At 50.6% G+C, this 13,502-nt stretch carries 10 protein-coding genes; 4 read left to right on the top strand and 6 right to left on the bottom strand.

All coding sequences use genetic code 11. From position 1 onward, the window contains the following. Window positions 1-70: 70 nt before the first annotated feature. The 6 genes from rpsA to tsaD form a co-directional block, all read right to left on the bottom strand. The gene (gene rpsA / locus L1278_RS10605) at window positions 71-1,960 is read right to left on the bottom strand and encodes a 30S ribosomal protein S1 (RefSeq protein ID WP_253403717.1); all 1,890 of its coding nucleotides are present in this window, start codon (window positions 1,958-1,960) and stop codon (window positions 71-73) included. Window positions 1,961-3,265: 1,305 nt separating this feature from the next. Then, window positions 3,266-3,772, bottom strand: a complete 507-nt coding sequence (locus L1278_RS10600; RefSeq protein ID WP_253403715.1) for an HNH endonuclease — start codon at window positions 3,770-3,772, stop codon at window positions 3,266-3,268. An 83-nt stretch (window positions 3,773-3,855) separates the two neighbouring features. Beyond that, window positions 3,856-4,632, bottom strand: coding sequence for a C40 family peptidase (locus tag L1278_RS10595; protein ID WP_253403714.1), 777 nt, complete (start codon window positions 4,630-4,632; stop codon window positions 3,856-3,858). Window positions 4,633-4,814: 182 nt separating this feature from the next. After that, entirely contained in the window at window positions 4,815-5,288 is a 474-nt protein-coding gene (gene smpB, locus L1278_RS10590) for an SsrA-binding protein SmpB (RefSeq protein ID WP_253403705.1), read from the bottom strand. Between the two features lies 1 nt (window position 5,289). After that, entirely contained in the window at window positions 5,290-5,682 is a 393-nt protein-coding gene (locus L1278_RS10585; RefSeq protein WP_253403703.1) for a thioesterase family protein, read from the bottom strand. Window positions 5,683-5,862: 180 nt separating this feature from the next. Further along, window positions 5,863-6,870: a tRNA (adenosine(37)-N6)-threonylcarbamoyltransferase complex transferase subunit TsaD gene (tsaD, locus tag L1278_RS10580; protein WP_253403701.1), complete on the bottom strand. Its 1,008-nt coding sequence runs from the start codon at window positions 6,868-6,870 to the stop codon at window positions 5,863-5,865. A 3-nt stretch (window positions 6,871-6,873) separates the two neighbouring features. Here tsaD and L1278_RS10575 point away from each other — a divergent pair, with 3 nt between their 5' ends. The 4 genes from L1278_RS10575 (at window position 6,874) to L1278_RS10560 (ending at window position 13,501) form a co-directional block, all read left to right on the top strand. Next, window positions 6,874-11,442 (top strand): translocation/assembly module TamB domain-containing protein, encoded by a 4,569-nt coding sequence (locus L1278_RS10575; protein WP_256488585.1) that lies wholly within the window; start codon window positions 6,874-6,876, stop codon window positions 11,440-11,442. Between the two features lie 92 nt (window positions 11,443-11,534). Further along, window positions 11,535-12,434, top strand: coding sequence for an ABC transporter permease (locus L1278_RS10570; RefSeq protein ID WP_253403697.1), 900 nt, complete (start codon window positions 11,535-11,537; stop codon window positions 12,432-12,434). A gap of 1 nt (window position 12,435) precedes the next feature. Next, entirely contained in the window at window positions 12,436-12,663 is a 228-nt protein-coding gene (locus tag L1278_RS10565; RefSeq protein WP_188502653.1) for a DUF3098 domain-containing protein, read from the top strand. 4 nt (window positions 12,664-12,667) lie between these two features. Then, a complete protein-coding gene (locus tag L1278_RS10560; protein WP_253403689.1) occupies window positions 12,668-13,501 on the top strand; it encodes an undecaprenyl-diphosphate phosphatase in 834 nt (277 codons plus the stop codon). Window position 13,502: the final 1 nt, after the last annotated feature.

The raw sequence follows: 13,502 nt of genomic DNA, 5'->3' as shown, positions 1-13,502 counted from the left end.
ATATTATTATAGATAATAAAAAAAGGCCCCGGATTGCTCCGGGGCCTTTTTTTATAGGACAAGCTTAGTACTAAGCGTTGTTCTCTTCTTCAGCAGACGCTTCGTCATCAGAACCTTTTGCCTTTTTAGCAGCAGCAGCTTCCAATTTCTTCACGCCAGCTTCTTTCTCGTTGTCCAGCATCTTCTCTTTCAGAGCAGAAAGGGCATCTAGGTCCCCAAGAGTAGACTTGTTCTCTACTTCTTTCTGAACTTTTGGAGCCTTCTCCTTCTTCTCACCAGCAGCTGCAGGTGCAGCTTTCTTAGTGGCCTTCGCGATACGCGCGTTGTCAGCCTCAGAGTAAGTGGCAGTGTGCGAAAGGATGATCTTACGGTCATCCTTAGAGAATTCAGTTACGCGGAAGTCAAGCGTTTCGCCTGCCTCTACCTGAGAACCGTCTTCTTTAGCAAGACCTTTCGGGAATGAGAAACCTTCGATGCCATATGGCAGCTCCAGTGTAGCGCCTCTGTCTGACTTCTCAAGAACTGTAGCTTTGTGTACAGAACCGATGTTGAATACAGACTCGAACGTATCCCAAGGGTTCTCCTCCAACTGCTTGTGACCAAGGGCCAGTCTTCTGTTAGCTACATCCAGCTCCAGAACAACTACGTCCAGGTTTTCACCAACTTTCACGAACTCAGATGGGTGCTTGATCTTCTTGGTCCAAGACAGGTCAGATACGTGTACCAGACCGTCAACACCTTCTTCCAGCTCCAGGAACAGACCGAAGTTAGTCAGGTTACGAACTACGCCAGTGTGCTTCGTGCCAACTGCATACTTCGTGATAACGTCTTCTTTTGTCCAAGGATCTTCAGTAAGCTGCTTAATGCCCAGAGACATTTTGCGCTCTTCGCGGTCAAGCGTCAACACAACTGCCTCAACTTCGTCGTTCTGCTTGATGAAGTCTTGTGGGTTGCGCAGGTGCTGTGACCAGCTCATTTCAGAAACGTGGATCAGGCCTTCAACACCTGGCATAAGCTCCAGGAAAGCGCCGTAATCAGCCACGTTAACAATTCTACCCTTCACGCGTGAGCCAACTTCAATTTCAGCTGGCAATGCGTCCCATGGGTGAGGAGTAAGCTGCTTCATGCCAAGAGAAATACGCTTCTTGTCATCATCGAAGTCAAGCACTACCACGTTCACCTTCTGGTCAAGGTTCAATACTTCTTCTGGGTGATTAATACGTCCCCAAGAGATATCTGTGATGTGAAGCAGACCGTCTACGCCACCAAGGTCGATGAACACACCGAAGTTTGTCATGTTCTTGATAACGCCTTCCAGCACCTGACCTTTTTCAAGGTTGTTCAGGATGGCTGCACGCTGCTGCTCCAGGTCTTTCTCGATAAGTACTTTGTGAGATACAACCACGTTGTCGAAAGCGGCGTTGATTTTCACAACTTTCACTTCCATTTTCTTACCAACGAACACGTCGAAGTCACGGATCGGCTTCACGTCGATCTGAGAACCTGGCAAGAAGGCTTCAACACCGTAGAGGTCCATGATCAGACCACCTTTGGTTCTTCTCTTCACTACACCTTCCAGAACGTTGTCGTTCTCAAGCGCGTCATAGATCTTAGCCCAAGCGCTAACGATCTTCGCTTTCTTGCGGGAAAGGATCAACTGGCCGTTGGGGTCTTCCTGGTCTTCGATGAACACCTCAACCTCGTCGCCCACTTTCAGCTCAGGCAGGTCTCTGAATTCAGATACCGGCACCAGGCCGTCAGACTTGAAACCGATGTTCAGGATCACGTCACGCTCAGTGATGCCTACCACGATTCCTTTAACAACCTCCTGCTCCTGAACAGTAGTCAGGGTGTCGTCATACATTTTTTCCATTTCAGCGCGCTCGTCTTTGCTGTAGCCGCCACCGAAACCTTGGGTCTCAAATTTGTCCCAATCGAAATTGTCTGGAGAATTACTCATAATGTTTTACTGCTCTGGAGAAGCCACCGGCTTAGAGCAATAGGCCGGTTTGGTTTGGTTTTACATTTCCCCAAACGTGTTGTTGGGGCCATTCACTCGAATGAAGGGGCAAAAGTAAGAAATACTTAGAAAACAAGCTAATATTTATAGGATAAGTTCCAACAGGAAGTCTTGTGATTAAGTTACTGTAGTAGAGGGGATTGCCACGGGGATGTATTGCTTTTGAAACGCGTGAGTCGCAGAGGCTTCATTCTAAAGGTATAGTCTATACCTTTTCCTGGCCGGCGGGGCTTGGGGTAGCGAGAGCGTCTTTGTTCGCGTTTGCTATAGCGGTGCCTCTCGCCTAGGTATAGGTATAGCATTCCTTGCTTAGTAGTGACAGCTTGTTTCAGGTATATCAAACAGTATTGTTTTATAGCTTGCCTTGGCCAGGCGGGCCTCACTTTTTTCTCCCGAATCAAGTTCGGGATCTTCGACTTGATGAAAAAAGTAAGTGGAACATCCCGAAAGCTTTTGGGGCAAAAAAATCAAGACGCTCCAAACTCGCTGAACGCTCGAACAGTGGAGCGCCGAAAAGTGCACCGGGCTAAGGCTTTCTGTTTCATAGCTTCCGGGGCAAGTTAGTCTTGCTATACCTGCCAGTGGTCTGTAATAGGTGCCACGAAGCTTATACCTATAAAGTAGTAGTGGTCGAAAAGTCCCCCTTCGAAGGGGGCAGGGGGATGTCAATCGTGCACCTCTCCTTCCCCTGTTCTTAGGGGAAGGCCGGGATGGAGTAATCAACTACGACGCCTATACCTATGAAACGGCAACTTCAGATTCCCTACCTTAGCAAAGGAGGGATTAGGGGTGATTGGACCCGGTTCTGCAAAGAAACTGCCGGAGCTACTATACCTGTAAACTGACCTCTGCAGGGATTTCCCTCCAGTGGTAGGGACCCTATTTAAAGGTAAGGCCAAGGAGAAGACAATCTCCAACCGGTATACACAACCACTACTTCAGCCCGTAGTCCCCTCTAGGCATAATACCCTCTGGCAAAAAAGAGCCTAAAGATATATGGTCTCGCACGGCAGTAACCACTCCTCAAACAGCCATATCTGACACCTAATCTATAGCTGAAATTTCTGCAACCCTCCCTGAAAAGCAGGTCTCAAACCAACCGCAAGAGCAGCGAAGTGGCTTTCATGCCCCAGACACTAAAAGTCAAAAACCAAGTCACATCTTCACTATAAGTCAACTACCAGTAACAACTGAATACCAACACACTAAAAACACATGGCTAAATATATTAGCAATCATATATTCCTACTTTTTAGCTACTTTGAGGTAGGTTTGCCAGTCCTCATTCGAGTCGTTCAAGTGCTGTTGCAGGAAGGTATAGAGGGATGGACGAGAGGGGGTGCGGTGCAGTTTCAGGCCGGCTTCTTCAGGGGTGCGATCACCTTTGCGGGAGTTACACCTGGAGCAAGCCGTCACGATGTTGTGCCAGCTGGTCTCCCCTCCCCTGGAACGGGGCAGCAGGTGGTCCAGGGTCAGGTTGCGGTTGGTGCCGCAGTACTGACAGAGGAAGTTATCGCGCCGCAGCACATTGTGCCTGCTGAGCGCTATACCATAGTAAGGCACCTTCACATAGCGTTGCAGCCGGATGACGGAGGGAACAGGATAAGAAGTGCTGACAGTGCGCAGAACAGCGCCGTTGGCTTTGGAGATGAGCTCCGCTTTCTCGAGATACACGAGCAAAAAGGCCCTGGTCACCGTGCAGACGGCGATCGCGCTGAAGTCCTGGTTTAATATCAGCACTTTGTCTCTCATGGCCTTGCTTTGAACTTATGCTATAGCTTCTACGAGAATTAACTAACTCGTTATAGCCTATGTTCAAAGAAAAACGCTGAAAATCAGAAAAAAATACGCTTGATGATACGGAGCTTATGGGAATAACGCTTGCGCTCGGCATTGTAGATGCCATTGTGGTCGAGGGTGTCGATACGCACCTCGCCGTGAGCGTGCATGATCTGCTGCCCTTCCAGCATGAGGCCTACGTGGGTAATACGGCCCTCTTCGTTGGCAAAATAGGCCAGATCGCCTGGCTGGGTCTGGGTAGCAAAGTGCACCTCATCCCCCACTGCCACCTGCTGACTGGCATCGCGGGGCAATTGGTAGCCGCAAAGGCCGTATACCTGCTGCGTAAATCCCGAACAATCGATCCCGAACATGGACTTGCCACCCCACAGATAAGGCGCTTTCAGGAAGCCCAGGGCCAGTTTTGCGAGCTGGGCCGTCGTAACCGGTACAGCAGGGTTTGTGGCACGGCCACTGTACTGGAAGCTTTGGCCGTCGATGCGCAGGCTCATACCATCGAAAAATGGCAAATAAGCGCCTATACCTACCGGTATCCGCATATCGGCATTGCTCACCACCTGCACAATGTCGAGTGCCCGCGGGTGCTGCGCCGCCTTCCACTCTTGGTAATAGCCCGTCGACACAGGAACGTACTGCTTGTAGTCGATCCAGCCAGTGTAATCGTCCGAAGCTAACCTTACTTGCACCCAGTTGCCCTGCTTGCTGAGCACCTCCAAGCACTCCCCAAAGAGCACCTGCGTTACCATTTCCGCTTTATCAGAAGCCTCAGCGCGCATCGGCACCAGACTGAGCATGCATATTCCGTAGTCCATTCTTTTGATTTTTTGAATGAGTGATGGAGTGAATGAGTGATTAAGTGAATATATAAATAAGAAGGGTATTGGTATAGGGATAGATCGCGACCTGTCCGAATCGTGCACAAGTATTCATGCACAAACAACCATTAACCATTTAACCAATCACTAAATCACTCATCCACTCAATCGCTAAATCCTTAATACCCGCTTCTGTCCAGCTCGCGTTTGATATCTTTTGCTTTGATGTCTTCCCTCTTGTCGTGCAACTTCTTACCGCGTGCCAGTGCAACCTCTACTTTAGCAAAACCGCGTTCGCTTATAAACATCCGTGTAGGTATAATCGTTACTCCTTGCTCCTGCACCCCCTTCTCCAGCTTTCGGAGTTCACTCTTGTTCACCAGGAGTTTTCTTGTGCGCATAGGCTCATGGTTGTAGTGCGTGCCTTCGGTGTAGGTAGAAATGTGCACGTTGTGCAGGTATAGCTCGCCGTTGTGCAGCACGCAATAGCCGTCCTGCAGGTTCACCTGCCCCTCACGGATCGATTTGATCTCCGTGCCTTTGAGCATGATGCCTGCCGTATACTTGTCCAGGAACTGAAACTCAAAAGAGGCCCTGCGGTTCTGGATATTGACGTGCTTCTTGATTCTTTCTTTATCTTTTGCTTTCGTCATGCTATTTTGTTGGAGCCAGCACGCTGGCCAGTTTTTCTTTCTTTAAAATCTTCTGCCCGGTCTCCCCGTCAGCCACCAGCCTATCCCCCACCCGGGCCTCAAAGCTACAAATTACATTATTACCTTCCTGCGATTTCAGCTGAGCAATTATTTCAATAGTATCACCCTCAAATGCTGGACTTTTATGATTGATAGTCAGAAAGGTACCTATACCTTCTTCATCTTTTTCTTTCATCTCCAGCACAAACAACCTGCCAGCCCATTCAGCCGCCTGCGCCAACGAAAAGGTAGAGCAAACCGCATGCACCAACCCATCATCAAAACGGGCAAAGTCCGCCGCCGTTACCGTTTTGTGGTATACCTTGGTGTCGCCGATTTGGAAGGGGTGGTTCATTTTGGATTGAGTGATTTTGTGAATGAGTGATTAAGCGAGTTAGTGAATGAGTGATTTAATGAATTGTTGATGGATGTCCATGTATGATTACCTGTACACAATTCGGACATGTCGCGACCTGTCCCTATAGCTATATCCTGAAAATCACTCATTCGCTCCACCACTCAATCACTAAATAAACTAAAGTTTCATCCGCGGTTCCGGGCTCACGTACTGGTCAGCGAAGTCACCTTTAAGGTATTGGTAATGAGCTGTTATAGCTATCATACCTGCATTATCGGTACAATACTGAAAAGCCGGAATGTATACCTTCCAATCGTACTTTTTGGCGTAGTCCTGCAAGGTCTGCCGCAGGCCTGAATTAGCAGAAACCCCACCGGCAATAGCCACTTCCTTTATACCTAAGTCCTTGGTTGCCTGCACCACTTTCTTCAGCAGGGTCTTGATCAGGGTATACTGCACGCTGGCGCAGATATCAGCTAGATTCTCCTGTACGAAGTTCGGGTTATCTTTCGTTTTATCTTTCAGGAAGTAGAGCACCGAAGTCTTGATACCGCTGAACGAAAAGTCGTAGCCAGGCATGTTGCCTACCGGAAATGGAAAAGCCTTCGGATTGCCCTGTGCCGCCGTTTTGTCGAGCATCGGTCCGCCTGGGTATGGGAGCCCTAGCATTTTGGCCGTCTTGTCGAAGGCCTCTCCTACGGCATCATCCGTGGTTTGTCCGATGATCTCCATGTCTAGGTGGTCTTTTACAAGTACGATCTGGGTATGGCCGCCACTCACGGTCAGGCACAGGAATGGGAAGTTGGGTTTTGGATCGTCGATGAAGTGTGCCAGGATATGCGCCTGCATGTGGTTCACGTCGATAAGCGGGATATTGAGGCCCAGCGCAAATGACTTGGCAAAAGAGCTGCCAACCAGCAAAGCGCCGAGCAAGCCCGGACCGCGGGTAAAAGCCACTGCATTTAAGTCAGATTTGTTTACATTTGCTACACTCAGAGCCTGCGCCACTACCGGAATGATGTTTTGTTGGTGCGCTCTCGAAGCAAGCTCTGGCACAACGCCGCCATATTTTTCATGAACGGCCTGAGTAGCAATAACATTCGACAAAACCTTGCCGCCACGTATAACCGCAGCAGACGTTTCGTCGCACGAAGATTCAATCGCTAATATTGTAGGTTCGGTCATCTTTTGGAAAAAGAACAGTCCATAAATCTCTTCAAAGTTATAGGAAAAGCTATTCTAAAAATAGTTTTGGCGGTAATCCTGTTGCTTTTGGTGGCATTTGCGGTAGTTTTTGTGGCCATTCGCTACCCGGGCGTGCAAACCAGGGTTGCCCAGAAGGCGGCCGAGTATATCTCCCGCACCATCGATCATGAGGTCACCATCGGGCGGGTAGATATTGAGTTTTTCAGCAATGTGATCCTGGAGCAGGTGAAGGTGCTCGACTACCGGGGTAAGGAACTGTTTTACGTAGGTCGTGCCGAAGCAGACGTCAGCCTGTTTTCCATTTTCCAGCCAAATACCCTCGGCATCTCTACCCTGGAACTACAAGAGCCGCGGGCTAACCTGGCAATGTATGAGGGCACCGACTCCCTTAACCTGTCCACCTTCCTGAAATCGCTTGGCGACCTGATCACCAAAGATACCACTAAAGCCTCGCAGCCTTTTGAGTTTTCAATTGATGAACTGGTTATTAAGAATGGTGCCTTTACCTACGATGATTTTAACCGCCCCCGCACCGACTACGGCATTGATTACTTTCACCTGGCCATCGACAGCATTTCGGCACGCTTCACGGAGTTTGAGCCCGGTGATACGCTGAAGGTAAGGGTTTCGGATCTGACCGCTCGCGAACGTCCGTCAGGTATACGCCTGCACAACCTCGATGTGCTGATGACCTACGCCTCCACTTATTGGGAATGGGACGAACTCGACCTGCGGGTGAACGACAGCAATGTGCAGGAGTACATCCGCTTCGACTACAGGCGCTTCGGCAACTTCTCCTACTTCATGGACAGCGTAACCGTGACTGGTCGCATCAAGGACTCTCACCTTTACTCCCGCGATATCGCCTTGTTTGCTCCCCCTCTCCGGAACTACGATGAGAATGCCTACATCGCCTCTGCCGAAGTCGAAGGCCGCGTGGCGGAGTTCATGGCGTCGAACCTGGATATAAAGTATGGACAGAACACGCACATTGTAGGCACCATGAACGTGGACGGGCTACCCAACTGGGGGGAAACTTTTGCCAACATACGTCTGCAGCCCTCGACTCTGAATGCGGAAGATATTAAACAGTTTCTGCCTGCCGATGCCTATACCATCGCCTCCCGGCTGGGTACCGTGAAAATTGACGGGCGCTTCCTGGGTTTTTACAACGACTTCGTGGCCAACGGCAGTTTTGTTACGGCCCTGGGCAATGTGCAGTCGGATATCAACATGAAGATCAACCGGGCTACCAATACCTCATCTTACCGTGGTCGCCTCAAAACACAGAACTTCCACATAGGTCGCCTGATTGGTGAGGCCGATGCCATTAAAACGATCACCATGGATGGCCGCGTGGTCGGTTCCGGCTTTACGATGAAGGATGCCCGCCTGCAGATCAATGCCGACATTGCCCAACTCCATGTGCTGGATTACAATTACCGCAATATCCGCACCGATGGCACCTTCAGTCATCAGCGTTACGAAGGCCGCTTTGCCATTAATGATCCGAACCTGGCCTTTACGGCCAACGGAGAGGTGAACCTGGCAAACAACAACCAGGCTTTTAACCTGAGAGCTGACCTAAACAAAGCCGACCTGAAAGCCCTCCGCATTACGGATAAGTCTGTTATCGTGCAGGCGAATGCCGATCTCAACTTCCAGGGCCTCCGACTGGACGACTTCCAGGGCACCGCCTTTTTCGATAGTGCTTCCGTTACCTACGAAGGCCAACGCATCGCGCTTGACACGATCCGGGTGCAGTCGTACATTGGCGAAGGTATACGCAGCCTGACCCTGCGCTCTACTCCCCTGGCTTTACGCGTGAGCGGCGACTTCAACTATTCAGCCCTGATTGACGACCTAAAACAACTGGTACAGGAATACAAACTGAATTTTGAGAGTAATGATGCCGCCACGGCAGCTTATTACAGACGGAAGCGCCCGGATACCCAGCCCGAGTACAGTCTTGACTATGACCTATACCTGAGGCGGGTCAATCCGCTGCTCCAGTTATTTGTGCCGGAGCTCACCATTTCCGACTTCTCTAAAATGGAAGGCACCTTCCGGCATGGCAACACGGTCATCCTGACTTCCTATGCGCGAGTGGACACGATATTATATGACGACGTCACGCTCTACCAAAATGACATAGAACTTAGCACTTCCAAGCTGCAGAATAGTCCGGATGTACTGGCCAGTGCCCAGTTCACTTCTGACAAGCAGTTGCTGCCCTCTGTTGGGGAAACAGAACGGTTGCTGCTGGAAGCCATCTGGAGCGAGCGCACCATCGGGTTTTATACTAACCTTCTTCAGCCAGCCTACAATAACCAGGCGACCGTGGTGGGCGATGTGAATTTCCTGCAGGACCGCCTGCAAGTTGTATTTGGCAGGTCGAACATCACGCTCCGTGAAACCCCCTGGGCCTTCCAGCCCGGCAGTATGATTTACATCAGCGAAAACGGAAAGCGGCTGGATTTCGAGGAGTTGATTCTTTCTAACGAGAACCAGATCATACGGGTAGACGGGGCTGTCGGGCGTGACCCGGGCAGTACGCTGGTAGCCAGCATCAAGAACTTCGACCTGCGCAACTTCAATCCGCTAATGCCCGAGCAGATCCGGGGCACGCTTAATGCCGAGCTCACAGCCCAAGATATTTATAACAATGCCATCCTGAATGCAGGTATGCGTGTAGACTCTTTTTACCTGGACGATGTGCTGATCGGTGACATACAGGGCAAAGGAGATTGGATCAACGCCCAGCAGCAAATGGTGGTGGATGTAGACATAGACCGTAATAATAAGAAGGTGCTGACACTTACCGGCAACTACTATCCCCGCGCCGAAGAAGAACAGTTGGATATGTTAGCCGTGCTGGACGAGACCCAGCTCAAGATTGTGGAGCCGATCCTCAAACCGATCATGTCAGAGATGGAAGGCACCATGGAAGGGCGCATCCGGGTACTTGGCAGGCTGTCAGCGCCGGTGCTGACCGGTTCGGTAATGGTGACCGGCGGGCAGTTCCGCTTCGATTACCTCGGCACCACCTACCGCTTCTCCGACCGCGTATACTTTGGGGCCAACAGCATCAGCTTCCGCAATGCGCAGCTGCGTGACCTCTACGGTAACGTGGGCTACGTGACCGGCGGCATCGCCCACGATGGTTTCCAGAACATGGTGCTCGACCTGAACGCCCGCTTCCGGAACCTGATGATCCTGAACACGACTTACGAGCAGAACGAACTCTATTACGGCACCGCCTTCGGTACAGGTACCGCTACTGTACTGGGTCCAGTAGACAACCTCAAAATAGACGTGAATGCCCGGAGCAATGCCAACACGCGCATTGTAGTGCCGCTTGACAACCAGACTGACCTGGCCCGAAAAGATTTCATCCGATTCGTGAACCGCAACATAAGCGACTCAACCGGTGTAGCCGTGGCTGTAGAAGAACAAAAGGTAGATTTGTCAGGCATCAACATGAACTTTGACCTCGACGTGACCGACGACGCTTATTTTGAGATCATCATCGACCGGCAAACTGGGGATGTGATCCGGGGTTCAGGCAGCGGGCAGATTCAAATGACCATTGATACCCGGGGTGAGTTTAACATGTTTGGCAACTTCGTGATCGCCAACGGCGCCTATAACCTCAACCTGCTGGAGGGCGTGGTGTCACGCGAATTCCAGGTAACACCGGGCGGTACGCTCTCCTGGAACGGCGACCCGCTCGACGGGGTCATGGACATCCGGGCCACCTACGTTCAAAACACCCGAATAGATAACCTGATGCAGAATGGCTCTCAAGCAGCCAACATACAGGGTAGCTATCCGGTAACAGCCATCGTTGACCTGAAAGGCCCCATTTTGATGCCGGACATACGACTGAACCTTGATTTCGAAAACCTGCCTGCCAATGCAAGATTGGCCCTTGAGCCGATCCTGCTAGGTATAAGGAACGATGAAAATGAACTGAACAGGCAGGTATTCAGCCTGCTGGTGCTCCGCAGGCTGGCTCCGCCCGGCACTTTCTTCGGTGAGAACCCAGGGGCTGCGGCAGTGGGTGGCAGCTTGGGCAGTTTACTCACCGGCCAGCTGAGCGGTTTCCTCAACTCTATCGACAGCAACCTGGAGATAGACATCGGTTTGGGTGACATCAGCCAGGCTGACCTCACGGCCCTGCAGCTAAGGCTAAGCTATTCTTTCTTCCAGGGACGTTTGCGTGTCAGCAGCCAGACAGGTTTGGGGTCTAATACGACACCACAAGCCGGGCAGGCAGGTGGCACCTACCGCAACGCCTATCAGGGTAGTTGGTCTGTCGAGTACTATATTACAAAGAGCGGCGAGTTGCGCGGGCGTCTGGAGTACAACACTTTGCCGACCAACTATGGGCGTATTACCAACACACAGCGACTCAGTTTGCTGCACACCAAGCACTTCGATAATCTGCGGGAGCTCTTTGGCCGGGACCGGGAAAGGCGCCGCGAACGCCGTCAGGAGCAGCAGAAAGTCCCTATCATCCTTGACTCTGACCCACGCATGAATCTGTAAAGCCCGGAACACCAGCCGGGCTTTTTGCATTAGCTGGTCAGAAGCTCCTCATATTTAAATAATATTTCTATTTTTGCACGGAAGCGTATCGTATGGCAACAACTACAACCAGGACAGTTAAGAAGAAGAAGCTCGGAAATTACCCGCATGCCATGGTGGTGTTCTCCATCTCCCTGGCCTTGTTTGTGATCGGCCTGTTCGGCACGCTGCTGATTCATGCCGGCAAGCTGTCGGATATCGTGAAGGAAAGCATCGAGATGCAGGTATACCTGGATCGCAACCTAACGCAGGTACAGCTCGACCGTTTGCAGAAAACCCTGGCCGCGAAAGAATATGTCGCTTACAAGGGCGATACGGCCCAGGTACGGTTCCTCTCAAAAGAAGAGGGCGCCAAGGCCTTCTTGGAAGAAACAGGTGAGGATTTTACCGCATTTCTGGGAGACAACCCGCTACGTGACACTTATGTGCTCCGGATCAACGCCGAGAGTTCCAGCTCAGCCCAGCTCAAAGGTATAAAAAACGACATTGAAGGGATTGAGGGTGTGTACGAGGTGCAGTATGTCGAAAGTTTGATCGAATCAATCAACAGTAACATCCAGAAGATCAGCATCCTGCTGCTTGGTTTTGCAGGTATACTGGTGCTGGTGGTGATCATCCTGATCAACAATACCATCAAACTGGCGTTATACTCGCAGCGTTTCCTGATCCGGAGTATGCAATTGGTGGGCGCCACCTCATTCTTTATACAGCGTCCTTTCCTTAACCGCGCAGCTTTTCAGGGCATCATCAGTGGTATAATTGCCTCTGTCCTGTTATTTGCACTGATGCAGTACGCCTACCGCGAGATAACGGAGCTGAGCCTGCTCAAAGACGAAGAGCAACTGTACATGCTCATGATCGCACTGATTGTGCTGGGTGCCGTGATCGGCTTCCTGAGTTCTTACCGCGCTGTACGTAAATACCTGCGGCTTTCACTAGACGAACTATATTAATATGGAAAATAAGAGCAAGCTTGCCTTTGGCAAAAAAAACTACATTCTGATGCTGGTTGGCATTGTTGTGCTGGCCGTTGGTTTTATTATCATGACGCTCGATAAGGAACAGTACGGACTAGGCTTTCTGGGAATTACGCTGGGCCCCATTGTAGTAATGGCCGGCTTTGTGATCGAGCTGTTTGCGATCATGGTAAAAGATAGAACACACGAAAACACAGAAGATTAGTTAGATGAGTGAATGGCAGGCTATTATTTTAGCCATAGTTGAAGGACTTACCGAATTTTTACCTGTATCCTCTACAGGGCACATGATCATCGCTTCGGCCCTGATGGGCATCAACGAGCTACCGATCACCAAAATATTTGCCGTGAACATACAGTTCGGAGCTATCCTGTCGGTGGTGGTGCTGTATTGGAAGCGCTTTATCAACAGTTTTGCGTTTTACCAGAAGCTGCTCCTAGCATTTATACCTGCGGCTGTCATCGGCTTTCTGCTCAACGATGTGATCGACGCCATGCTGGGAAGCGTGCTCATCACGGCCGTCATGCTAGTAGCGGGCGGTGTGGTGTTGCTCTTCGTGGACAAGTGGTTTGCCCATGCCCAGGAAAACAATATCACTTACAAGAATGCCTTAGTCATTGGCTTCTTCCAATGCATCGCCATGATTCCGGGGGTGTCTCGTTCGGCGGCTTCTATTATCGGTGGCCTGACGCAGGGCGTTAACCGCAAAGCAGCCGCTGAGTTCTCCTTTTTTCTGGCAGTGCCCACCATGCTGGCAGCAGCTGGCTATAAGCTGGTCAAAGACCTGCTGAAGCTGGAAATATCAGACATCGTCACCTTCGACCTCGTAAAAATCAGGAACAGCTTCGACGTGATCACTGGCGATGACCTTAGGCTGTTACTTATTGGCAATGTGGTCGCCTTTATTGTAGCCATGATCGCGATCAGGTTCTTCATCAACTTTCTGACCAAGTATGGTTTCAAGATGTTTGGCTACTACCGTATAGCACTGGGTATAGCGTTGCTGGCGCTGCTGGCCATGGGTGTTGACTTAAGAGTATAAC

The organism is Pontibacter sp. HSC-36F09, assembly GCF_024171605.1.
GTDB lineage: Bacteria > Bacteroidota > Bacteroidia > Cytophagales > Hymenobacteraceae > Pontibacter.
Note: the sequence above shows the minus strand (reverse complement) of the source record. Positions and strands in the feature narration are given on the sequence as shown.

Coding starts and splice junctions, on each gene's coding strand:
- L1278_RS10565 (WP_188502653.1), top strand. CDS start 12,436: ATGGAAAATAAGAGCAAGCTTGCCTTTGGCAAAAAAAACTACATTCTG.
- L1278_RS10595 (WP_253403714.1), bottom strand. CDS start 4,632: ATGGACTACGGAATATGCATGCTCAGTCTGGTGCCGATGCGCGCTGAG.
- rpsA (WP_253403717.1), bottom strand. CDS start 1,960: ATGAGTAATTCTCCAGACAATTTCGATTGGGACAAATTTGAGACCCAA.
- smpB (WP_253403705.1), bottom strand. CDS start 5,288: ATGACGAAAGCAAAAGATAAAGAAAGAATCAAGAAGCACGTCAATATC.
- L1278_RS10560 (WP_253403689.1), top strand. CDS start 12,668: ATGAGTGAATGGCAGGCTATTATTTTAGCCATAGTTGAAGGACTTACC.
- tsaD (WP_253403701.1), bottom strand. CDS start 6,870: ATGACCGAACCTACAATATTAGCGATTGAATCTTCGTGCGACGAAACG.
- L1278_RS10570 (WP_253403697.1), top strand. CDS start 11,535: ATGGCAACAACTACAACCAGGACAGTTAAGAAGAAGAAGCTCGGAAAT.
- L1278_RS10585 (WP_253403703.1), bottom strand. CDS start 5,682: ATGAACCACCCCTTCCAAATCGGCGACACCAAGGTATACCACAAAACG.
- L1278_RS10600 (WP_253403715.1), bottom strand. CDS start 3,772: ATGAGAGACAAAGTGCTGATATTAAACCAGGACTTCAGCGCGATCGCC.